Source organism: Pseudomonas sp. GW456-12-1-14-TSB6, from assembly GCF_059424205.1.
The window spans coordinates 60,930-82,860 of sequence record NZ_JBWKZE010000019.1 but is presented as its reverse complement, the minus strand read 5'-3'; the positions used below and the strand labels follow the sequence as shown (position 1 = coordinate 82,860).

The 21,931-nt window shown below is 62.1% G+C and carries 17 protein-coding genes and 1 riboswitch; of the genes, 13 read left to right on the top strand and 4 right to left on the bottom strand.

Annotation, left to right across the window (positions count from 1 at the left end):
* Positions 1-4: 4 nt before the first annotated feature.
* Positions 5-1,285, top strand: coding sequence for a lipid IV(A) 3-deoxy-D-manno-octulosonic acid transferase (gene waaA, locus AC07Y2_RS18555; RefSeq protein WP_103386581.1), 1,281 nt, complete (start codon positions 5-7; stop codon positions 1,283-1,285).
* Positions 1,286-1,316: 31 nt separating this feature from the next.
* Here the strand turns inward: waaA and AC07Y2_RS18550 are convergent, their stop codons facing one another.
* Positions 1,317-2,750 carry a TolC family outer membrane protein gene (locus AC07Y2_RS18550; protein WP_039766588.1) on the bottom strand — a complete coding sequence of 478 codons (1,434 nt, stop codon included), beginning with the start codon at positions 2,748-2,750 and terminating at the stop codon, positions 1,317-1,319.
* Positions 2,751-2,946: 196 nt separating this feature from the next.
* A riboswitch (TPP riboswitch) is annotated at positions 2,947-3,052 on the top strand.
* A 146-nt stretch (positions 3,053-3,198) separates the two neighbouring features.
* Between AC07Y2_RS18550 and thiC the strand changes: the two genes are divergently transcribed.
* Both thiC and cytX read left to right on the top strand, forming a co-directional pair.
* Positions 3,199-5,088, top strand: a complete 1,890-nt coding sequence (gene thiC / locus AC07Y2_RS18545) for a phosphomethylpyrimidine synthase ThiC (protein ID WP_103386582.1) — start codon at positions 3,199-3,201, stop codon at positions 5,086-5,088.
* A gap of 109 nt (positions 5,089-5,197) precedes the next feature.
* Positions 5,198-6,490, top strand: coding sequence for a putative hydroxymethylpyrimidine transporter CytX (cytX, locus tag AC07Y2_RS18540; protein WP_103386583.1), 1,293 nt, complete (start codon positions 5,198-5,200; stop codon positions 6,488-6,490).
* Here the strand turns inward: cytX and AC07Y2_RS18535 are convergent.
* Positions 6,459-7,205: an RsiV family protein gene (locus tag AC07Y2_RS18535; protein ID WP_074689622.1), complete on the bottom strand. Its 747-nt coding sequence runs from the start codon at positions 7,203-7,205 to the stop codon at positions 6,459-6,461. The genes cytX and AC07Y2_RS18535 overlap by 32 nt on opposite strands.
* A gap of 221 nt (positions 7,206-7,426) precedes the next feature.
* Between AC07Y2_RS18535 and AC07Y2_RS18530 the strand changes: the two genes are divergently transcribed.
* From AC07Y2_RS18530 to AC07Y2_RS18490, 9 genes are all read left to right on the top strand, one after another.
* Positions 7,427-8,044, top strand: coding sequence for an NUDIX domain-containing protein (locus AC07Y2_RS18530; RefSeq protein ID WP_007952223.1), 618 nt, complete (start codon positions 7,427-7,429; stop codon positions 8,042-8,044).
* Positions 8,035-8,487, top strand: a complete 453-nt coding sequence (locus AC07Y2_RS18525; protein WP_039766596.1) for a DUF1249 domain-containing protein — start codon at positions 8,035-8,037, stop codon at positions 8,485-8,487. Before AC07Y2_RS18530 ends, AC07Y2_RS18525 begins: the two co-directional genes overlap by 10 nt.
* 105 nt (positions 8,488-8,592) lie before the next feature.
* The gene (cpdA, locus tag AC07Y2_RS18520) at positions 8,593-9,408 is read left to right on the top strand and encodes a 3',5'-cyclic-AMP phosphodiesterase (protein ID WP_103386584.1); all 816 of its coding nucleotides are present in this window, start codon (positions 8,593-8,595) and stop codon (positions 9,406-9,408) included.
* Positions 9,409-9,504: 96 nt separating this feature from the next.
* Entirely contained in the window at positions 9,505-10,113 is a 609-nt protein-coding gene (locus tag AC07Y2_RS18515) for a YqiA/YcfP family alpha/beta fold hydrolase (protein ID WP_103386585.1), read from the top strand.
* A 42-nt stretch (positions 10,114-10,155) separates the two neighbouring features.
* Positions 10,156-12,063 (top strand): DNA topoisomerase IV subunit B, encoded by a 1,908-nt coding sequence (gene parE, locus AC07Y2_RS18510; RefSeq protein ID WP_039766602.1) that lies wholly within the window; start codon positions 10,156-10,158, stop codon positions 12,061-12,063.
* On the top strand, positions 12,063-13,052 hold the full coding sequence (locus tag AC07Y2_RS18505; protein ID WP_039766604.1) for an esterase-like activity of phytase family protein: 990 nt from the start codon (positions 12,063-12,065) through the stop codon (positions 13,050-13,052). Before parE ends, AC07Y2_RS18505 begins: the two co-directional genes overlap by 1 nt.
* Complete coding sequence (locus AC07Y2_RS18500; RefSeq protein WP_039766607.1) at positions 13,049-13,573, top strand: retropepsin-like aspartic protease family protein; 525 nt, start codon at positions 13,049-13,051, stop codon at positions 13,571-13,573. The genes AC07Y2_RS18505 and AC07Y2_RS18500 overlap by 4 nt, the downstream gene beginning before the upstream one ends.
* 7 nt (positions 13,574-13,580) lie before the next feature.
* Positions 13,581-15,845, top strand: coding sequence for a DNA topoisomerase IV subunit A (parC, locus tag AC07Y2_RS18495; protein ID WP_064382912.1), 2,265 nt, complete (start codon positions 13,581-13,583; stop codon positions 15,843-15,845).
* A 177-nt stretch (positions 15,846-16,022) separates the two neighbouring features.
* Positions 16,023-16,733 carry a PqiC family protein gene (locus AC07Y2_RS18490; protein WP_039766610.1) on the top strand — a complete coding sequence of 237 codons (711 nt, stop codon included), beginning with the start codon at positions 16,023-16,025 and terminating at the stop codon, positions 16,731-16,733.
* 375 nt (positions 16,734-17,108) lie between these two features.
* Here AC07Y2_RS18490 and AC07Y2_RS18485 read toward each other — a convergent pair whose 3' ends face one another.
* Entirely contained in the window at positions 17,109-18,617 is a 1,509-nt protein-coding gene (locus AC07Y2_RS18485) for an AhpA/YtjB family protein (RefSeq protein WP_074689624.1), read from the bottom strand.
* Between the two features lie 134 nt (positions 18,618-18,751).
* Between AC07Y2_RS18485 and serB the strand changes: the two genes are divergently transcribed.
* Positions 18,752-19,966, top strand: a complete 1,215-nt coding sequence (gene serB / locus AC07Y2_RS18480; protein ID WP_039766615.1) for a phosphoserine phosphatase SerB — start codon at positions 18,752-18,754, stop codon at positions 19,964-19,966.
* Positions 19,967-20,005: 39 nt separating this feature from the next.
* On the opposite strand, the gene AC07Y2_RS18475 is transcribed toward serB, so the two are convergent.
* On the bottom strand, positions 20,006-21,760 hold the full coding sequence (locus AC07Y2_RS18475; protein ID WP_103386586.1) for a cyclic-di-GMP receptor FimW-related protein: 1,755 nt from the start codon (positions 21,758-21,760) through the stop codon (positions 20,006-20,008).
* Positions 21,761-21,931 lie beyond the last annotated feature (171 nt).

The window sequence follows — 21,931 nt, the reverse complement described above, 5'->3', positions numbered from 1 at the left end:
CGCCATGAATAGAACTCTCTACACCGCGCTGTTTTACCTGGGGCTGCCATTGGTGGCGATTCGGCTGTGGCTGCGCTCGCGCAAGGCGCCGGCGTATGCCAAGCGGATTGGCGAACGTTTCTCCTACGGCATGCCGACTCTGCAGCCCGGAGGTATCTGGGTTCACGCCGTCTCGGTGGGCGAGAGCATCGCGGCTGCGCCGATGATCCGTGCGCTGCTGCAACGTTATCCACAACTGCCGATCACCGTGACCTGCATGACGCCGACCGGGTCGGAACGCATTCACGCAATGTTCGCCAACGAGCCGCGCATCCAGCATTGCTACCTGCCTTACGACTTGCCCTGCGCGGCGGCGCGTTTTCTGGATCGCGTGCAGCCGAAACTGGCAGTGATCATGGAAACCGAGCTTTGGCCCAACCACATTCACCAATGCGCCAAACGCGGGATTCCGGTGGCGCTGGCCAACGGACGCCTGTCCGAGCGTTCGGCCAAAGGCTATGGCCGCTTCAGCAAACTGACCGCGCCGATGCTCGCCGAGATGAGCCTGTTCGCCGTGCAGACCGAGGCCGAAGCCCAGCGCTTCCGTGATCTCGGTGCGCGTGCGGAGACAGTTGAAGTCACCGGCTCGATCAAGTTCGACCTGACCATCGACCCGCAACTGCTGCAACGCGCCGCTGAACTGCGCGGCCAATGGCAGGCGCTGGAGCGCCCGGTGTGGATCGCCGCCAGCACCCATGAAGGCGAAGACGAAGTGGTGCTGAATGCCCATCGCCGTTTGCTGGCCAACCATCCCGATGCACTGCTGATTCTGGTGCCGCGTCACCCCGAGCGTTTCAATTCGGTGTTCGAGTTGTGCCAACGCGAAGGTTTCGCCACGGTGCGTCGTTCGACCGGCGCGAGCGTCGATGCACAGACTTCGGTGCTGCTCGGCGACACCATGGGCGAATTGCTGTTTCTCTATGCCTTGGCCGACAGCGCGTTCGTCGGCGGCAGTCTGGTAGCCAACGGCGGGCACAATCTGCTGGAGCCGGCGGCGCTGGCGAAACCGGTGATCAGCGGACCGCATCTGTTCAACTTCCTCGACATCGCCGCGCAACTGCGCAGCGCCGGAGCCTTGGCCGAGGTGGATGATGCCGAAGGTCTGGCGATAGAAGTGCAGCGTCTGTTCGAACTGCCGCGCGACGCACAGCGCATGGCCGATGCCGGGCTGAGCGTGATGCGCCGCAATCAGGGCGCGTTGCAGCGCTTGCTCGATGGCCTGGGAAGGTTGATCGACCGCGCATAAAAAAACGCAGCCTCGGGGCTGCGTTTTTTGTTTAAGGCCGGGCCTTGAGCTGGGCTTCCGCAGCCTTGGCCAGATCCGGCGGCAGGAAATCCTTGTCCGGGTTGTAGTCGGCCTTCAGATAACGCGTCAGATCCTGCAGGTCGCCTGGGTTCAATGTCCCCGCTGCCTGCTTCAGACGCAGGTTGTCGAGGATGTAGTCGTAGCGGGTGTTGTTGTAGTTGCGCACCGAGGTGTAGAGCTGACGCTGGGCGTCGAGCACATCGACGATGTTGCGCGTCCCCACCTGGTAACCGATTTCCGTGGCTTCCACCGCGCTCTGGTTGGAGATGATCGACTGGCGGCGCGCCTGCACCTGCTCGACGTCGGTGTTCACCGCGCGGTGCAGGTTGCGGGTGTTCTCCACCACTTGCCGGCGCAGGCCTTCACGCTGCTGCTCGGTCTGGTCCAGCCGCGAGTAGGACTCGCGCACCTGGGAGCTGGTCAATCCGCCACTGTAGATCGGGATGTTCAGTTGCAGGCCCACGGTGCTCTGCTCGACGTTGCCACTGTACGGCGTACCGAACGCGTTCGGGTTGGAGAAGCCGAGGGCGTCGTTGTCGCCTTTTTCGTATTTGGCCACCGCGTCGAGGGTCGGCAGGTGGCCTGCCTTGCGCTGTTTCAGGGTCTGTTCGGCGGAGCTGACCGCGTAGTTGCTGGCCAGCAGATTGAGGTTCTGTTTCGCGGCGGTATCGACCCAGGCCTTGGCGTCGTTCGGCGCCGGCGGCAGGATCGGCAACGTGTGGACGATGCCCTGGATCGAGTTGTACTGGCGGTTGGTCAGGGTGATCAGCGCTTGGAACGCATCATCGACCTGACGCTGGGCGACGATCCGGTTGGCCCGCGCGGTGTCGTAGCTGGCTTGCGATTGCAGCACGTCGGTCTTGTCCGACAGACCCACATCGAAGCGCTCGTTGGACTGGTCGAGCTGGCGCTTGAACGCGGCTTCCTCGGCCTTGGTCGAGGCCAGGTTGTCCTGGCTGCGCAGCACGTTGAAGTAGCTTTCGGCGGTTTGCAGGATCAGGTTCTGCTCGGTGGCCGAGAGTTGCAGCGCGGCCTGCTCATTGACGTCCTTGGCGGCCTGGTACTGGAACCAGCGATCGGCGCGGAACAGCGGTTGCGCCAGCGTCGCCTGATAGGAGTGCGCGCTGCGATTGGCGATGGCCGAGGGCTGGTCGATCGAGGTGCGCACATTGGCGACTTCAGCGCCGCCCGACAGGTTCGGCAGCAGCCCGGCGCGGGCCTGGGGCACCACTTCTTTCTGCGCACCGTACTGGGCGCGGGCGGCGGCCAGGTCGGCGTTGTTGTCGACGGCTTCCTGATAAACGCTGACCAGATCGGTCCTGGTCGATAAAGGCGCTTCTGCTGCCCAGGCCGTTGCGGTGGACGCACAAGACACGGCGACAGCCAGTGAGAGTTTGCGCAGCATGAGGCGATCCCTAGCATGAATATTATGGAAATAATCCGGGCGCCAAAGGTAAGGCGCGGCCCATGCAGCGTCAAGGCGCAGCATGGCGTAGCGAGTGTAGTAGCGCCGGCGGCAGGCAACAATCTGCCAATTGCGCCATTCATCATGGTGTTTGCCACGGTGTTGGCGTTCTTTGCCGGTTGTGTCTAGACTGGCCGGGTTCTTGTCGGGGTGCCTTGCTATGAGGCTGAGATCGAATAATTTCGGATCCCGTTGAACCTGATCAGGTTAGCGCCTGCGTAGGGAACAAGATTTCTCGTCACCCGGCGAGTCCTCTTGTGCTTCGTCCGGGATATTGTTCGACAATCGAACGCTCGACGACGATGCACAGCACCAGTCCTGGTGCGTCCGTGCCTTTCAGGTTCTGCTCCGACAATCCACTGCCTGGATGCTGTCTGGAGAGCCCGTGATGACTACAAAATCTAAAAATGCGATCAACCTGAGTGACTCGGCCAAGGTCGACGAGCAGTCGGTTCAACCGTTCACCCGTTCGCAAAAAGTCTACGTTCAGGGCTCCCGCCCGGACATCCGCGTGCCGATGCGCGAAATCACCCTCGATGTGACCCCGACCGACTTCGGCGGCGAAATCAACGCGCCGGTCACCGTCTACGACACCTCCGGCCCTTACACCGATCCGAATGTGGTGATCGACGTGCGCAAAGGCCTGGGCGACGTACGTTCGGCGTGGATCGACGACCGTGGCGACACCGAGCGCCTGCCAGGCCTGAGCTCGAATTTCGGTCAGGAGCGTCTGGCCGATCCTGAGCTGACCAAACTGCGTTTCGCTCACGTCAACAACCCGCGCCGCGCCAAGGCCGGGGCCAACGTCAGCCAGATGCACTACGCGCGCAAAGGCATCATCACCGCCGAGATGGAATACGTCGCCATCCGCGAAAACATGAAGCTGCAAGAGGCCCGCGCTGCCGGCCTGTTGAAGCAGCAGCACGCCGGCCACAGCTTCGGCGCGAGCATCCCGAATGAAATCACCCCTGAATTCGTGCGCGAAGAAATCGCCCGTGGTCGCGCGATCATTCCGGCCAACATCAACCACGTCGAGCTGGAACCGATGATCATCGGCCGCAACTTCCTGGTGAAGATCAACGGCAATATCGGCAACAGCGCGCTGGGTTCGTCCATCGAAGAAGAAGTGGCGAAACTGACCTGGGGTATTCGCTGGGGTTCGGACACGGTGATGGACTTGTCCACCGGCAAGCACATCCACGAAACCCGCGAGTGGATCATCCGTAACTCGCCGGTTCCGATCGGCACCGTGCCGATTTATCAGGCGCTGGAAAAAGTGAATGGCGTCGCCGAAGACCTGACCTGGGAGCTGTTCCGCGACACGCTGATCGAGCAGGCGGAGCAGGGAGTCGACTACTTCACCATCCACGCCGGCGTGTTGCTGCGCTACGTGCCGCTGACCGCCAAACGTGTGACCGGCATTGTGTCCCGTGGCGGTTCGATCATGGCCAAGTGGTGCCTGGCGCACCACAAAGAGAACTTCCTCTACACCCACTTCGACGAAATCTGCGAAATCATGAAGGCCTACGACGTCAGCTTCTCGCTGGGCGACGGTCTGCGTCCGGGCTCGATTGCCGACGCCAACGACGAAGCGCAATTCGGCGAACTGGAGACCCTCGGCGAGCTGACCAAGATCGCCTGGAAGCACGACGTGCAATGCATGATCGAAGGCCCCGGCCACGTGCCGATGCAGTTGATCAAGGAGAACATGGACAAGCAGCTGGAGTGCTGCGACGAGGCGCCGTTCTACACTCTCGGCCCGCTGACCACCGACATCGCACCAGGTTACGACCACATCACCTCCGGCATCGGTGCGGCGATGATCGGCTGGTTCGGTTGCGCGATGCTCTGCTACGTGACGCCGAAGGAACACTTGGGCCTGCCAAACAAGGATGACGTGAAGACCGGGATCATCACCTACAAGATCGCGGCCCATGCGGCGGATTTGGCCAAGGGGCACCCGGGCGCGCAGATCCGCGACAACGCCTTGAGCAAGGCGCGTTTCGAATTCCGCTGGGAAGACCAGTTCAACCTCGGTCTGGACCCGGACACCGCCCGTTCGTATCACGATGAAACCCTGCCGAAGGATTCGGCGAAGGTCGCGCATTTCTGTTCGATGTGCGGGCCGAAATTCTGCTCGATGAAGATCACTCAGGAAGTCCGCGAATACGCGGCCAACCAGCGGATCGACGCGGTCGACGTGGATGTCGCCCAGGGCCTGGCGGAACAGGCCGAGCGGTTCAGGAAGGAAGGCAGTCAGCTGTACAAGAAAGTCTAGCCACGAGCGGCAAGCTACAAGCTACAAGAGGAGAAGCAGTCCGCATATCGCTTCTGACTTGTAGCTTGCAGCTTGCAGCTTTTTTTCTGCTTCTCTGTGAGAAACGTCCTTGAGCATTCAACCCGGTACTTATTCCCCCGACCTCGCCGTGCCCGCCAACCAGCGTGTGTTCGGCGGTCGCGATCTGTTTTCCCTGTGGTTTTCCCTCGGCATCGGCCTGATGGTGTTGCAGACCGGTGCGTTGCTGGCGCCGGGGCTGGGCCTTTCGGGATCGCTGCTGGCGATCTTTCTCGGCACCCTGGTCGGCGTTCTGTTGCTGGCCGCCGTTGGCGTGATCGGCAGTGACACCGGCCTGTCGTCGATGGCCGCGCTGAAACTCAGCCTCGGCAGCAAAGGCGCGAGCCTGCCGGCGCTGCTCAACCTGCTGCAACTGATCGGTTGGGGTTCGTTCGAAATCATCGTCATGCGCGATGCGGCCAGCCTGCTCGGCACCCGTGCGTTCAGCGAAGGTTCGCTGTGGGCCAGTCCGATGCTGTGGACGCTGTGCTTCGGCGCATTGGCGACATTGCTCGCGGTCAGCGGGCCGTTGACGTTCGTGCGCAAGATTCTGCGCAAGTGGGGCATCTGGCTGATTCTGGCCGCGTGCATCTGGCTGACCTGGAATCTGTTCGCCAAGGCCGATCTCGCCGCCTTGTGGGCACAGGCCGGGGATGGCTCGATGCCGCTCGCCGTGGGCTTCGACATCGCCATCGCGATGCCGCTGTCGTGGCTGCCGCTGATTGCCGACTACTCGCGTTTCGGCAAGAAGGCGAAGAACGTGTTCGGTGGTACGGCGATCGGTTTCTTCATCGGCAACTTCTGGCTGATGAGCCTCGGCGTGGCCTACACGCTGGCATTCGCGCCGAGCGGTGAAGTCAACGCGCTGCTGCTGGCACTGGCCGGCACCGGTCTGGGGATTCCGCTGTTGCTGATTCTGCTGGACGAGTCGGAGAACGCTTTCGCCGACATTCACTCGGCAGCGGTTTCCAGTGGGATTCTGTTGCGTCTGAAAGTCGAGCATCTGGCGCTGGCCATCGGGGTGATCTGCACCCTGATCGCCTTGCTCGCGCCGTTGGCGCAGTACCAGAACTTCCTGTTGCTGATCGGCTCGGTGTTCGCACCGCTGTTCGGCGTGGTGCTGGTGGATCACTTCATCCTGCGCAAGCGCAGTGCTCAGGTGGCATCGGCCGCGTTGCGCTGGCCGGCGCTATTGGCCTGGCTGGGTGGCATCAGCACCTATCACTTGTTGGCCAATCTGTATCCGGATGTCGGCGCGACCCTGCCGGCGCTGGTGCTGGCAGGGCTGCTGCAACTGGTGCTCGGCCGGGCTTTCAGTTACGGCCGGGAAACAGCTCGGGCTTGAGAATGCCGTTCAGGCGCGGGTAAGGGATCTTCAGTTCGACGTGGCCCAGCGCATAAGGCGCGATGGTGGTCACGTCGTACTTGAGGATCACGCCGCCGTAGGTCAGCGCCACGTTCGGGGTTTTGACGAACGGCCAGCTCTTCACGAATTCCGGTTCCTGATCGAGCTTGGTGCTGATCAGCCAGCTGTTGTGCGCCACTTGCGCCGCTTTCCAAAATGCCTCTTCCTGACCCGGCAGCAGCATGTCCGCCAAGGTCAGCACCTTGTGTTGCTGACGCGAATAGTTGATGAAACCGCGTCCCGGCGTACCGTGGGCACCGCCGGTGTCCAAATAGCTCGAGGTTTCGATGATCACCAGACCGTCATGCTGCTCGCGTACTTTCGCCTGCAAATAGCTGCTGTTGCGCGGGCCGGCGTTGGCCAGGAACTGCTCGCGATACGCTGCCAGCGTCGGCGCCACCGGGGCGTTCGGTGCGGTGCGGGTCATTTGCAGCAGGCGTTTTTCGATGATGCCGTCCAGCGCCGGTTCTGCCGGGAAGCGCAACGTATCGATGTTTACCAACGGACAGTCCTGGTTGGAACAACCGGGTTTCAGCGTTTCCGAGGCGTCGCGGGTGGTTTCCAGCGGCGTGCGCAGGTTGGGCTGGAACAGGCTGGCGCAGGCGCCCAGGGTCAGGGCGATGGCGGCCACGGAGGCAATTTTGAAAAGCGACATGGGCGTCCTTTCTGAAGCAGGGGAAGGCAAAAAGTTACCGCTTCGACTCTCAACGAAGCGGTCAGTTCGCCACTAAGCTAATTAGAGTGGGTTTCGCCTCCACCGTCCATCCCGCTGACAGCAAAGGGGCTGCATCAAACGTCACCGGCGCGTTAGGATGGCGCGAAGTCGAGGTCGCAGGTAAGGCGCCTCGTATTGGATTTGCAGTAAAGAGGATGCTCATGACCGATTTTGCCAAAGCCATTCCGACCGCCGTCGATATCGTGCGACGCGAGCAGTGCTACAAGGGCTTCTACAAGCTCGACCGTCTGCACTTGCGCCACGAACTGTTCGCCGGTGGCATGAGCCGCGAAATCAATCGTGAAGTGTTCGTGCGCCACGATGCGGTGTGCATGCTGCCCTACGATCCGCAGCGCGATGAAGTGGTGCTGATCGAGCAGTTTCGCGTCGGGGCTCTGGGCAAGGCGGACAACCCGTGGCTGGTGGAACTGGTCGCCGGTCTGATCGACAAGGACGAACAGCCGGAAGAAGTTGCTCACCGCGAGGCGCAGGAGGAAGCTGGGCTGGACATCAAAGCCCTGTGGCCGATGACCAAATACTTTCCATCGCCGGGTGGCAGCAACGAGTTCGTACATTTGTATCTGGGGCGTTGCAGCACCGAAGGCGCGGGCGGCCTGCATGGGCTGGAGGAAGAAGCTGAAGATATTCGCGTCACGGTCTGGGCCTTTGAAGATGCCTTGCAGGCCGTACGTGACGGACGGATTGCCAATGCGGCGAGCATCATCGCCTTGCAGTGGCTGGCGCTCAATCGCGCCGAAGTGAGGGGGCTATGGTCGTAAACAAGTTGCGCGATCGCTACCGCGTCGACCTCGCAGGGCTGCAAGCCGCCTGCGAGGCGAACTACGCGCGCCTGATGCGACTCTTGCCGGACATGCGCAGCGACCCCGAAGCGCGGCGCATCGCGGTAACCCAGGGCGACCAGATGCTCGGCGTGCTGACTCTGGAAGTGCTGCAGGCCTGTCCGTACACCACGACTCTGCAGGTGCGTCAGGAACACAGCCTGCCATGGCTGCCGGTGCCGCAACTGGAGGTGCAGGTCTATCACGACGCGCGTATGGCCGAGGTGATCAGTGCCGAGCATGCGCGACGCTTTCGCGGCGTCTATCCTTACCCGAATGCGGCCATGCACCAGCCGGACGAAAAAGCCCAGCTCAATCTGTTCCTGGGTGAATGGCTGAGTCATTGTCTGGCGTGCGGACACGAATACGCGGCAGTCCGATAACCAGCGCAAGTTGTGAACTGCGTCCGGTTCGCCGGTTTCTCTTTGTGGTGTCCCCCCGCATAATTGCCGCACCTATCCAGTCCCGCGATCCCGGGGGAGAACGCCTTGCCGAGCGTATCGACTTTGACCACCGCCGACACGGCGCTGCTGGTGCAACTCTCTGACAGCCATCTGTTCGCCGAGGCGGAAGGAGCGCTGCTGGGCATGAACACCCGTGAGAGTCTGCAAAAAGTCATCGAGCTGGTGCTCGAGCAGCAACCGCGGATCGACCTGATCGTGGCCAGCGGCGACCTGTCCCAGGACGGTACGCTGGAGTCCTATCAGCTGTTTCGCCAAATGACGGCACAGATCGATGCCCCCGCCCGCTGGATCCCCGGCAACCACGACGAACCGCAAATCATGGCGCAGGCGACGGTGAAGAGTGCATTGCTGGAGTCTGTGGTGGATGTCGGCAACTGGCGTGTGACCCTGCTCGATTCGGCGGTGCCCGGATCGGTGCCGGGGTATTTGCAGGATGACCAACTGCAATTGCTCGCCCGCTCCCTGAGTGAAGCGCCGGATCGCCATCATCTGGTGTGCTTTCACCATCATCCTGTGTCGATCGGTTGCGCCTGGATGGAGCCGATCGGCTTGCGCAATCCGGAAGCGTTTTTCGACGTGCTCGACCGTTTCCCGCAGGCCCGCGCCGTACTGTGGGGACATGTCCATCAGGAAATCGACCGCGAACGCAACGGCGTAAGGCTGATTGCCTCGCCGTCGACCTGCATTCAGTTCGAGCCAGGCAGTGAAGATTTCAAGGTCGGCGAGCAGGCACCGGGGTATCGCTGGTTGCGCTTGTTGCCGGATGGGCGGCTGGAGACCGGCGTGGAGCGTGTCACCGGTTTTGATTTTCAGGTGGATTACGGCTCCAACGGTTACTGATTGACGGATGCAGCGCTGATTTCCTCGGGTGCTGGCCCAACATCCCCTGACTCCCTGTAAACTCCGCTTTCTTCAGCCGACGCCCAGGGAGCTCAAATGTCCGGTTCGATTCTCTATATCCATGGTTTCAACAGCGCGCCGGCCTCGAAAAAGGCCTGTCAGCTGGTCGAGGTGATGGAGCGGCTGGGTTTGAGCGACCAACTGCGTGTGCCGGCGCTGCATCACCACCCACGCGAAGCCATCGGTCAGCTGGAACAGGCAATCGCCGAACTCGGCCGGCCATTGCTGGTGGGAAGCTCGCTCGGCGGCTACTATGCGACTCACCTGGCCGAGCGCCATGGCCTGAAAGCCCTGCTGGTCAACCCGGCCGTCAGCCCGCACCGGATGTTCGACGGACACCTGGGCACCCAGAAAAACCTGTACACCGACGAAACCTGGGAGCTGACCCACGACCACGTGACGGCCCTGGCCGAGCTGGAAGTGCCGGCGCCGCAGGATCCGCAGCGATATCAGGTATGGTTGCAGACCGGGGATGAAACGCTGGATTATCGCCTTGCCCAGCAGTATTACCGGGCCTGTGCCTTGCGCATTCAGGCCGGCGGCGACCACAGTTTCCAGGGATTTGTTACACAATTGCCGGCATTGCTCGGCTTTGCCGGGATTGGCGCCGATACCTATCAGGCAATCGATTTCACCGCACTGTGAAGTCTTGCCCCATTTTCATTGAATCACTGACGACGAGACCCTATGGCCACTCCCAGCGCTAGCTCCTATAACGCCGACGCCATCGAAGTCCTCTCGGGCCTCGACCCGGTGCGCAAACGCCCCGGCATGTACACCGACACCAGTCGGCCGAACCACCTTGCCCAGGAAGTCATCGACAACAGTGTCGACGAAGCCCTGGCCGGCCACGCCAAATCGATCCAGGTCATCCTCCACGCCGACCACTCGCTGGAAGTCTGCGACGATGGCCGTGGCATGCCGGTTGACATCCACCCGGAAGAGGGTGTTTCGGGCGTTGAACTGATCCTCACCAAGCTCCATGCGGGCGGCAAGTTTTCCAACAAGAACTACCAGTTCTCCGGCGGTCTGCACGGGGTGGGTATTTCCGTGGTAAACGCCTTGTCGACCCAGGTGCGGGTGCGGGTCAAGCGTGACGGCAACGAATATGAAATGACCTTTGCCGACGGCTTCAAGGCCACCGATCTGCAAGTGATCGGCACCGTCGGCAAGCGCAATACCGGGACCAGCGTGTACTTCGCGCCGGACCCGAAATACTTCGACTCGCCGAAATTCTCCATCAGCCGCCTCAAGCATGTGCTCAAGGCCAAGGCCGTTCTGTGCCCAGGGCTGCTGATCAGTTTCGAAGACAAAGGCACCGGCGAAAAGGTCGAGTGGCATTACGAGGATGGCTTGCGCTCCTATCTGGTGGATGCGGTCAGCGAATTCGAGCGTCTGCCGGATGCGCCGTTCTGCGGCAACCTGGCCGGCACCAAGGAAGCGGTCGAGTGGGCCCTGCTTTGGCTGCCGGAAGGCGGCACTTCGGTCACCGAAAGCTACGTCAACCTGATCCCGACGGAGCAGGGCGGTACCCACGTCAACGGTCTGCGTCAGGGTCTGCTCGACGCGATGCGCGAGTTCTGCGAATTCCGCAGCCTGCTGCCGCGCGGCGTGAAGCTGGCACCGGAAGACGTTTGGGAGCGCATCGCTTTCGTTCTGTCGATGAAGATGCAGGAACCGCAATTCTCCGGTCAGACCAAGGAACGTCTGTCGTCCCGTGAAGCGGCGGCGTTTGTCTCCGGCGTGGTCAAGGATGCGTTCAGCCTGTGGCTCAACGCCAACCCGGAAACCGGTCTGGCCCTGGCGGAACTGGCGATCAGCAACGCTGGCCGGCGCCTGAAAGCCAGCAAGAAAGTCGAACGCAAGCGCATCACCCAGGGCCCGGCATTGCCGGGCAAACTGGCCGATTGCGCCGGGCAGGACCCGATGCGTTCCGAGCTGTTCCTGGTGGAAGGTGATTCCGCCGGCGGTTCGGCCAAGCAGGCGCGAGACAAGGAATTCCAGGCGATCCTGCCGTTGCGCGGCAAGATCCTCAACACCTGGGAAGTCGACGGCAGCGAAGTGCTGGCCAGCCAGGAAGTGCACAACATCGCCGTGGCCATCGGTGTCGATCCGGGCGCCGAGGACATGAGCCAGCTGCGCTACGGCAAGATCTGCATCCTCGCCGACGCCGACTCCGACGGTCTGCACATCGCAACCTTGCTCTGCGCCTTGTTCGTCCAGCATTTCCGCCCACTGGTGGATGCCGGTCATGTCTACGTGGCAATGCCGCCGCTGTACCGCATCGATCTGGGTAAAGAAATCTACTACGCCCTCGACGAAGCCGAGCGCGACGGGATCCTCGACCGTCTGGTGGCTGAGAAGAAGCGCGGCAAGCCGCAGGTCACCCGATTCAAAGGCCTGGGTGAAATGAACCCGCCGCAACTGCGCGAAACCACCATGGACCCGAACACCCGGCGCCTGGTGCAGTTGACCCTCGGGGACGACTTCGCCCAGACCTCGGAAATGATGGACATGTTGCTGGCGAAAAAACGCGCTGGCGACCGCAAGACCTGGCTCGAATCCAAGGGTAACCTCGCCGAGGTTCTGGCCTGATGCGGTTTGGCTGGGCCTTGGCGGGTGCATTGCTGCTGGGTTCGATGACGGTGTCGGCGGAGCCTGTGCAAGAGCTGCGCGTGCTCGCCGAACACCCGGTCGAAGGCATGCGCGGCGGCAACCTGTCGGGGCTGGCCTTGTGCGGCAATGACCTGTGGACCGTTTCGGACCGCGACGATGATCAGATCTACCGTCTCGATATCCGCGACCGGGTCTGGCAGGCCACGGCCGTGCGCATCGATCCGCCGAAAGTGCCGGACAGCGGCTTGCCGTGGGGCATCAGTTCGCGCACCTGGGCGGCGTCGTTCATTCGGGGCGGGGATCTGGATTTCGAAGGCATCAGCTGTGACAGCGCAGGCAACCGCTACATCGTCAGCGAAGCCCACGCGGCCGTGCTGCAAGTGCCGCCGCAGGGGCCGTCGTCGTGGCTGAAAATCTCGCCGATGATGGTTCGCGAGGCGCGGGCCAGCGGCATGCTGCTGCAATTCAACGCGTTATTCGAAGGGCTGGCGATCAACCCGGCGGGCGATCAGATGTGGCTGGCTGCCGAGCGGCAAAGTCGCGGTTTGTTGCTGATCAAACGCCAGCAGACGGTGTGGGATTGTGACGGTCGCTGCGTGCTGCTCAGTGAAGGCGGCATGGAAATGCAACCGCCGCAGTTCCCGAAAGCCCGTCCGGTCAATCGGGATTTTTCCGATATCTCCCTGTTCAACGGCAAGCTGTTTACCCTTGAGCGCAACGCGTACCAGATCTGTCGTCGCGATGCGCAGACGGCCAGGGTCGAGCTCTGCTGGTCGTATGCGGCCGAGCTGTTGCAGGCCAATCGGCGTTATTCACAGAACTTCGGCCTGGAAGAAGCGCTGGTGGTCGATGCTCAAGGCGCCTGGATCGGCGTCGACAACAATTTCGGCCCTCGCGCCGACGGCGAGGTTCGCCCGATCATCTGGCGTTTCGCCGCGCCTGAGGGTGGCTGGAGCGCCAAGCCGTGAGCCAGCAACCGCCGGGCAAGCGCGCCGGTCGGGTGCTGATGATTCTGGCGTGGTGCGCGGCGCTGTTTCTGGCCACGCGGTTTTTCAGCCAGTGGGAAGAACGCCAGCGTAATCCCAATGTGGAAGTGGCTTCGCAGCAGGGCAACGGCTTTATCGAAGTGAAATTGATCGGCAACGCCCAGGGACATTTTGTCGCCAGCGGCCTGATCAACGGTCGGCCGGTAGAGTTCATGCTCGACACCGGCGCGACCGATGTGGCAATCCCGGCCGAGGTGGCGAAAGACCTCAGGCTGGAAGAAGGTTTCGGTGTGACCCTGAGCACGGCCAATGGCCTGAGCCAGGGCTATCGCACCCGTATCGACCGCCTGCAACTGGGCGATATCGTGTTGCGGGATGTCCGCGCACTGGTGGCGCCCGGCCTGCATGGCGATCAGGTGCTGCTCGGCATGAGCGCCCTGAACAAACTTGAATTTACCCAGCGCGGTGGCACCATGCTGCTGCGCCAGACAACGAACCGATGAGGCCCGCATGAGCGACTCCCTTGATCTCAGCCTGGACGGTGTAGAACGCCGCTCGCTGGCTGACTTCACCGAAAATGCCTACCTCAACTACTCCATGTACGTGATCATGGACCGCGCCCTGCCGCATATCGGCGACGGCCTGAAACCGGTACAGCGGCGTATCGTCTACGCCATGAGCGAGCTGGGGCTGGATGCCGATTCCAAGCACAAGAAGTCGGCGCGTACCGTCGGCGACGTGCTCGGCAAATTCCACCCGCACGGCGACTCGGCGTGCTACGAAGCGATGGTGCTGATGGCCCAGCCGTTCAGCTATCGCTACACGCTGGTGGACGGCCAGGGCAACTGGGGTGCGCCGGACGATCCGAAGTCCTTCGCCGCCATGCGTTACACCGAAGCGCGGCTGTCGCGTTACTCCGAAGTGCTGCTCAGCGAATTGGGCCAGGGCACCGCAGACTGGGGCCCGAACTTCGACGGCACCCTGCAGGAACCGCTGGTGTTGCCGGCACGTTTGCCGAACATCCTGCTCAACGGCACCACCGGGATCGCCGTGGGCATGGCCACCGACGTGCCGCCGCACAACCTGCGCGAAGTCGCCACCGCCTGCGTGCGCCTGCTCGATGAGCCGAAAGCCACGGTCGAACAGCTCTGCGAACACATTCAGGGCCCGGACTACCCGACCGAAGCGGAAATCATCACCCCGCGCGCCGACCTGCTGAAAATGTACGAAACCGGCAAGGGCTCGGTGCGCATGCGCGCCGTGTACCACGTCGAGGACGGCGACATCATCGTCACCGCGCTGCCGCACCAGGTCTCCGGGGCCAAGGTGCTGGAACAGATCGCCGCGCTGATGCAGGCCAAACCATCGAAAGCCCCGCAGATCGCCGACCTGCGTGATGAATCCGACCACGAAAACCCGTGCCGCATCGTGATCATCCCGGTCAACAGCCGTGTCGATCACGAAGCGCTGATGCAGCACCTGTTCGCCAGCACCGAGCTGGAGTCGACCTACCGGGTCAACGTCAACATCATCGGTCTGGACGGCAAGCCGCAGCTGAAAAACCTCCGTGCGTTGCTGGTGGAGTGGCTGGAATTCCGCGTGCTGACCGTGCGTCGCCGCTTGCAATTTCGCCTCGACAAGGTCGAGCGTCGCCTGCACCTGTTGGACGGTTTGCTGATTGCCTACCTCAACCTGGATGAAGTGATCCACATCATCCGTACCGAGGAGCATCCGAAAGCCAAACTGATCGAGCGTTTTGCCCTCAGCGAAATCCAGGCCGACTACATCCTCGACACCCGTCTGCGTCAGTTGGCGCGACTGGAAGAGATGAAGCTGCGCGACGAGCAGGACGAACTGCTCAAGGAACAGGCCAAGCTGCAAGCCCTGCTGAGCAGCGAAGCCAAGCTGAAAAAACTGGTTCGCAGCGAACTGCTGAAAGATGCCGAAACCTACGGCGACGACCGTCGGTCGCCAATCGTCGAGCGCGCCGAAGCCAAGGCGCTGACCGAACACGATCTGCTGCCGAACGAGAAAGTCACCGTTGTGCTGTCGGAAAAAGGCTGGATCCGTTCGGCGAAGGGCCACGATATCGACGCCACCGGCCTGTCGTACAAGGCCGGCGACGGCTTCAAGACTTCGGCGGCGGGGCGTTCGAACCAGTCGGCCGTGGTCATCGACTCCACGGGCCGCAGTTACTCGCTGGCCACCCACACCCTGCCATCGGCACGGGGCCAGGGTGAGCCGTTGACCGGCCGTCTGACGCCGCCGCCGGGCGCAACGTTCGAGTGTGTGCTGATGCCTGAGGAGGACTCGCTGTACGTGATCGCCTCCGACGCCGGTTACGGTTTTGTGGTGAAAGGTGAAGACCTGCAGGCCAAGAACAAGGCCGGCAAGGCCCTGTTGAGCCTGCCGAACAACGCCAAGGTGATCGCGCCGCGTCCGGTTGCCGATCGCGAACACAACTGGCTGGCCTCGGTGACGACCGAGGGTCGCCTGCTGATCTTCAAGATCAGCGATCTGCCACAATTAGGGAAGGGCAAAGGCAACAAGATCATCGGTATTTCCGGTGAGCGTGTGGCCAGTCGCGAAGAATATGTCACGGACATCGCCGTTCTTCCGGAAGGCGCCACCTTGGTGCTGCAGGCCGGAAAACGCACCTTGTCGCTGAAGGCCGACGACCTCGAACACTACAAAGGTGAACGTGGTCGCCGTGGTAACAAACTGCCACGTGGCTTCCAGCGAGTGGATGCGCTGCTCGTCGAAAACCTCAATTAGGCGTCCTAGACGCTCCGATCTACGATTTAACCCGTAGATCGGCGCTTTGGCGCTGGAGTCGGAACGCATATTCACGGATGATATGGCCTTTCCAAGCGCCGGCGTGGCCGAGCGTTATTCATATTTATTGAGTATTTTCACTGTGGTCAGCCTTGTGGCGGCCACCTGGACGGGATGATGACTTCTCTGCGCCCCCTTATTTTCCTGCTCGCCGGCGTTCTTGGTCTGGCGGGTTGCAGCGTTCACCAGCCGGTGTCGCTGTATCAGCTGGACAGCGGAAGTCCGGCCCAGCCTGCGCAAAGCGCGGGCATGGCAGTTTTGCTGGGCCCTGTGATCGTTGCCGATTACCTGCAACGGGAAACCCTGTTGCAGCGTCAGCCGGACGGCAGCCTGCAGGCCTCGACCGATGGTCGCTGGGCCGGTAGCCTTTCATCGGACATCGATCAGTTGCTGTTGCGTCAGGTTGCCGGGCATCTGGACAGTCAGCGCGTGGTGCTGGCGCCAGCGACCCTGGGCTTCACCCCGGATGTGCAGGTGCTGTTGACCATCACTCGTCTGGATTCCGGTGCCAAGCAACCGGCGATTCTGGACGCGCAATGGCGCCTGATCGACCGCCGTGGCCAGGTGCGTGACAACCGCATCGTCCATCTGCAGGAGCAACATGCCGGTACCACCGCCGCACAGGTGCAGGCGCAGGGCGTGTTGTTGCAGCGTCTGGCCGAGCAACTGTCGGTAGCGCTCAAACCGTTGGCCAATCAGCCACCGGTCGCCGAGGCGCCACGCAAGTCGGCACCGAAACCGGCAGCGCCGGCGGCGGAAGCCGAAAAGCAGCCGAAGATACCGATGGCTTCGCCGATTCGTACGGATATGGAAGTGTTTCGCTTCTAAGGCTGGAACGAGTCAGAACAGAGCCCGCCTTGTGCGGGCTTTGTTGTGTCTAGAGCTGTGAAAAGTCAAAAGCCCCTCACCCCCGCCCTCTCCCGGAGGGAGAGGGAGCCGACCGAGGTGTCTGGCGTTATCCATCGACCTGAAAGATCTTGGCGATTATGGATTTGGCGCAGTGCGGTCTTACGATTGTGGATTCGGCACGGCACGTTCAGGTCGGTGTAGATACCCAATATTCTCCTATCAGTCCCCTCTACCTCTGGGAGAGGGCTAGGGTGAGGGGGCTCCAAAGCCTGGCGCAATCACGAAAACGCCACGCACAAAAAAGCCCGCAGACAATCACTCATCTGCGGGCTTCTTCACATCAAGGGCAAGGCCTCAGGCCCGACGCTCATGCATCCGCGCCAGTTGCCGCTCAAGCATCGACGGATAAGGCTCCATCAACCGCTCCACGCAGCAAGCCCCCTCAGGGCTGGCAATCGGCCGGATTCGTGCGCGCTGGCGAATCAGCGCGTCGTCACCGATCTTGCGCTCCACCAGCAGCAGGTTGCGGCTGTGTTGCGACAGAGCCAGGGCGTCCTGGGCGGAGTCGGTCAGCAACAGGTCGATCTGGCTCAGGCCGAACAGCTCGTCGCCGAGGGTCAGGCCCAACTGCAATTGCAGGGTGATGCCGCTGTCGGCGACTTCGATCTGCAACTGGTGGCCCAGCGCCCGCAGCAGCTCGCCGCAGCAGATGGCGTTGGTCAGGTAATCGTCGCCGCTGTCTTCAGTGTGGAACAGCATCAGGGTGCTGCCGTCGTTCAGGGTTTCGATTTCGCCCTGGTACAACGAAGCAGCCTGCTCCAGACAGTCGCGATAGCGATCCTGCAACTCTTCCAGACGTGCGCGCGGCAAACGGCGCAGTTGTTCCTGCGAGCCCAATTGCACCGCCAGCACCGCCGTGTGTTGCGGCACGCTCGGGGTCGGTCGGCGCACGGCCGGTTGCGCGGTATCGCTCAGCGATTCGTCACGCAGATCGGCGAACGGGTCTTCGTCATCGTCGTCTTCAACGGTGCTGACCACATGGCGTGGCGCAGGCTTCTGCGCAGCCATCGGGCGGCTTTCGTCGAAACTCGGATCACGCAGGTTGCGCACTTCGAATTCCGGCTCGTCGTCCTCGAACTCGGGTTCCGGTTCCGGCTCCGGTTCGGCCGGCTCCGGGGCGTAGTTGGCGTGCAACTGGCGGGCAAGATCGCCGATCTCGTCCTGACGCTCGATACCCGGCGTGTATTCGTCGATCCGGCGCAGCCACACGCGCAATTGCAGCAGCGGCGTGGAGATGTGCCGGCCCAGACGCAGGCTCAGGGCCAGGGACAGTGCCAGCAGGATTGCACTCAGGATGCCCATGCTTTGCAGGCTGATGGTCATCGGCTGCTGGAACTGATCCATGTCCAGGCTGATGCGCAGTTGTCCGGCGGTCACGTCCTGGAAGGTGATCTTGCTCTCGTACATGCCCTCGGCTTCGCCCAGCAGGCCGTGCTTGGGCCGCTGACCGGACTCGGCGAGGATGCGGTTGTCCACACTGTAGATGGCGGCGTGGGCCACCAGTTTGTTCTTGGTCAGGTTGTTGAGCAGCACGTTGAGGCTGAGGATGTCGTTGGACACCAGCAGTTCGGTGGCAGAGGTGGCGGTCTGCGTAGTCAGGCTTTCGCCCAGCGCATCGGCCTGCTCGTGCATGGCCTGCTTGAACTGCAGGCCCATCACGCAGGCATAGATCACCAGGGCCAGGGCGACCAGGATCACGTTATGGCTGGCAATGCGCAATGCAATCGGTACACGGCGGTGGCGCAGTGCACGGAAGATCAGCAGAAAGAAGTTATCGGTTTTAACTGGCGTGGGCCGGTTCACTGAGCTCGGCTCTTTTGTCCGTGAAGTTGACGCGCAGTATAGCGACAGGCCCTAGACCGGCAAAGCGCTGGCGGTGCCCGATGGTCACTGAAAGTGGGTAGAATGCGGTTTTTTTCCAGTTGCGGGGGTGCGCGTTGCGCGAAATCGTCCTGATTAACATCACGGGAGTCGACCGTCCGGGTCTGACGGCGGCCATTACCGGTGTTCTGGCCCAGGGTGGTGTGAATATCCTCGACATCGGTCAGGCGGTGATCCACGACATGCTGTCGTTCGGCATCCTCGTGGAAATTCCCGACTCCGAGCAAGGCAAGTCGGTGCTCAAGGACATCCTGTTCAAGGGCTATGAGCTTGACCAGCAGGTGCGTTTCACCCCGGTGTCCGAAGAGGATTACCAGCAATGGGTGGGCAATCAGGGCAAGAAGCGCCACATCGTTACCCTGCTGACCCGCAAGGTCACCGCCGGCCAGTTGCAGGCTGTGAGCTCGATCACCGCCAAATACGGCCTGAACATCGACCATATCGACCGTCTGTCGGGTCGCATGCCGCTGGACACCCCGGCTGACAAGGGCAAGGGCTGCATAGAGTTCTCCGTACGAGGCGAAGCGGCCGATCCGCAGGCCCTGCGCGCCGAGTTCCTCAGCGTGGCTCAGGAGCTGAACGTCGACATCGCCTTCCAGGAAGATTCGCTGTTCCGTCGCAACCGTCGTCTGGCGGTGTTCGACATGGACTCGACCCTGATCGAAGCCGAAGTCATCGACGAACTGGCCAAAGCCGCCGGCGTCGGCGACCAGGTTTCGCAAATCACCGAGCGGGCAATGGCCGGCGAGCTGGATTTTCGCGCCAGCTTCAAAGAGCGTCTGGCACTGCTCAAGGGCCTGGATGTCAGTGTGCTCGATTCGATCGGCGCCTCGCTGCGCCTGACCGAGGGCGCCGAAACCCTGTTTGCCGAACTCAAGCGCCTGGGCTACAAGACCGCGATTCTGTCGGGCGGCTTCACCTACTTCGCCAAGCAATTGCAGGCCAAACTCGGTATCGACTACGTGTTCGCCAACGAACTGGAAGTGGTCGACGGCAAGTGCACCGGCGTGGCAATCGAGCCGATCGTCGATGCCCAGCGCAAGGCCGATCTGCTGAAGCAGCTGGCTGAAAAAGAAGGTTTGCGTCTGGAGCAGACCATCGCCGTGGGCGACGGCGCCAACGACCTGCCGATGCTGGCGATTGCCGGTCTGGGCGTGGCGTTCCGCGCCAAGCCGCTGGTCAAGCAGTCGGCGAAGCAGGCGATCTCGACCCTGGGGCTGGATGGCGTGCTGTACCTGCTGGGCTTCCGCGATCGCGACGGACAGCTCTGACGTCGGCGCAGGATCGCAGCCCTCGGCTGCGGTCCTGGCTCAAAGGGATTTCCACAACGAGTCGAAATCTTCCTCGCTTCCGCCATTCTGCGCGGCCTCCAGCGAGCGATAGGCAAACTGATTGAAACTGTGAGTGCTTGCCACCCGCCGATCCAGCCCGGCGCGGTGCTCTTCACCCTGGGTGTTGATCAGCACTTTATTGCCTTCCTGAAACGGCAGCCGTGGCGCCAGTAACGTCGCCGGCAAGTCGATCGCACTGATTTCCGGCAATAACAACCCTCGCAGGTAATGGCTGTGATCATCCCGGGTGCGCACCAGCTGCAAGCCGCAGGGCTGAGCGTGGGGCGCCACCAGTTCGATGCCCATTTGCGTACCGGCGCCGCGCACCTGGCGGATCCAGCGCACCACGGCAATGCTCCAGCCCTGATTGAGGCTGTCCTGAATCCCGACCATTTCCCCGGCCTGCAATTCGGCAGGTACTTCCTTTGGCCAGGCCAGGCAGTAACCGCCGGGGCTGTGGTTGATGACGGGCAAGGCATAAGTCGGATAATGCGGCGGGCTGTCGGTGCCGCTTTCGTCGTCGGCCAGCGGTTCGTAGCGGATTTCCTCGTAGGGCAGCAATTCGTCGGACGTACCCTGTGGCGCGGCATCGAACGCCTGGCTCCAGCTGTCCTTTTCCCCCTGAACCACCGCGCGGCTGAAATTCGCCGCACGGGCGCCGGGGTGCTTGAGCAATTCGCTGAAAGTGCGTTCGCCGCCGAGGTAGAAGTGCAGGGCGCTCATGCCGACGCACACGGTCAGGTTGCCCTGGCCGACGGTGCGCTGAAAGCTGCGCTCGGCGGTTTCGCCCCAGGTCGCGTGCAGGTGTTGCAGGGTGTCGAGGGTCAGGCCGGCCGGCACGGGCAGCGGCGTCGTTGTGTCCTGATGCTGAAGGTGCGCCTCGATGGCATTCACCAGCGGTTGCGGATCAAAACCGAGCAACCCTGCCTGTTGCTCGCTGCGAAACTGCGAGCGGTAACGCGGGCCGGCGTCGATGTCTGCCGAGACCGCGAACAAGCCCGCGCCCGGATGGGCGGGCTGCAGCTTCAGCCACGCGCTCCAGGGTTCCACCACCTGGGCCAGGCGCGCGATCTGGTTCTGTCGCAACTGATTGCAGCGAGCGCTGCCCAGCAACAGGGCCGCGAGGTAGGTCTGCTCGACACTCAGATCTACGGTCAGACTGGCGAGGTCGTCGCGTACCCGGCGATGCTGCAGTTGCAGCTCGCAGGCGCAGCGAAACAATTGATGCAGTTCGAACCACAGCTGTTCCGGCGCCGGGCTGTACAACTGCGTGGCGCGAACCAGTTGCCCTTTCAGCGCGTGGGCCGCCCGCTGCAGCGCTTCGCTCACCAGGGCTGCACGATCCCGGGAGAACTTGGGCGCGATCCGCAGAATGATCTGTTTGTAACCGATGGCCAGCTGACTTTGCAGGGCCTGGCTCAGGTTGCTGATCTTGCGTGAACGCTCATCAAGCATGATCGCCTGATGCAGAAAATGCCGTTCCAGGTGCTGGCAGACGAAATACACCTCAGGCCGCAACAGCTCAAGCAAATGCAAGCGGTTGTCGCTGGGGGTCAGCAGTTGATTGAGTTCGTTGAGGCCTTGATACAGCAGGCGCGCGGTTTCGCCGATGTTGGCCTTGGGCAGGTCGGCGATCCAGCGTTTGAGGTCGCGCGGGGTGGCTTCACAGAAGGACAGGCGCAACTGCGTGGGCGTCGGGGCGCTCAGTGGTGGTCGGGATCGTGGCTCACTCATGCCGTGACAAGCTCCGGCGGCGAATAGGGCAATGCCCAAAACTCTAGCAGTTGTGGTCTGTTTCGCAGGTGTTTGTCAGGGTTTTTTACCGTTGGTCTACTGGCCTGGTGCCATTCCCGCAGGCGCTACTAGTCTCTCAGACGTGCGATCGGAAACGCACGGTTGCACGGC

What these genes read in the sequence shown, in the direction of transcription:
- parE (WP_039766602.1), top strand. Translation starts at nt 10,156, where the DNA reads ATGGCCACTCCCAGCGCTAGCTCCTATAACGCCGACGCCATCGAAGTC.
- waaA (WP_103386581.1), top strand. Translation starts at nt 5, where the DNA reads ATGAATAGAACTCTCTACACCGCGCTGTTTTACCTGGGGCTGCCATTG.
- thiC (WP_103386582.1), top strand. Translation starts at nt 3,199, where the DNA reads ATGACTACAAAATCTAAAAATGCGATCAACCTGAGTGACTCGGCCAAG.
- AC07Y2_RS18525 (WP_039766596.1), top strand. Translation starts at nt 8,035, where the DNA reads ATGGTCGTAAACAAGTTGCGCGATCGCTACCGCGTCGACCTCGCAGGG.
- AC07Y2_RS18535 (WP_074689622.1), bottom strand. Translation starts at nt 7,205, where the DNA reads ATGTCGCTTTTCAAAATTGCCTCCGTGGCCGCCATCGCCCTGACCCTG.
- AC07Y2_RS18505 (WP_039766604.1), top strand. Translation starts at nt 12,063, where the DNA reads ATGCGGTTTGGCTGGGCCTTGGCGGGTGCATTGCTGCTGGGTTCGATG.
- AC07Y2_RS18550 (WP_039766588.1), bottom strand. Translation starts at nt 2,750, where the DNA reads ATGCTGCGCAAACTCTCACTGGCTGTCGCCGTGTCTTGTGCGTCCACC.
- AC07Y2_RS18515 (WP_103386585.1), top strand. Translation starts at nt 9,505, where the DNA reads ATGTCCGGTTCGATTCTCTATATCCATGGTTTCAACAGCGCGCCGGCC.
- parC (WP_064382912.1), top strand. Translation starts at nt 13,581, where the DNA reads ATGAGCGACTCCCTTGATCTCAGCCTGGACGGTGTAGAACGCCGCTCG.
- AC07Y2_RS18490 (WP_039766610.1), top strand. Translation starts at nt 16,023, where the DNA reads ATGACTTCTCTGCGCCCCCTTATTTTCCTGCTCGCCGGCGTTCTTGGT.
- AC07Y2_RS18530 (WP_007952223.1), top strand. Translation starts at nt 7,427, where the DNA reads ATGACCGATTTTGCCAAAGCCATTCCGACCGCCGTCGATATCGTGCGA.
- AC07Y2_RS18475 (WP_103386586.1), bottom strand. Translation starts at nt 21,760, where the DNA reads ATGAGTGAGCCACGATCCCGACCACCACTGAGCGCCCCGACGCCCACG.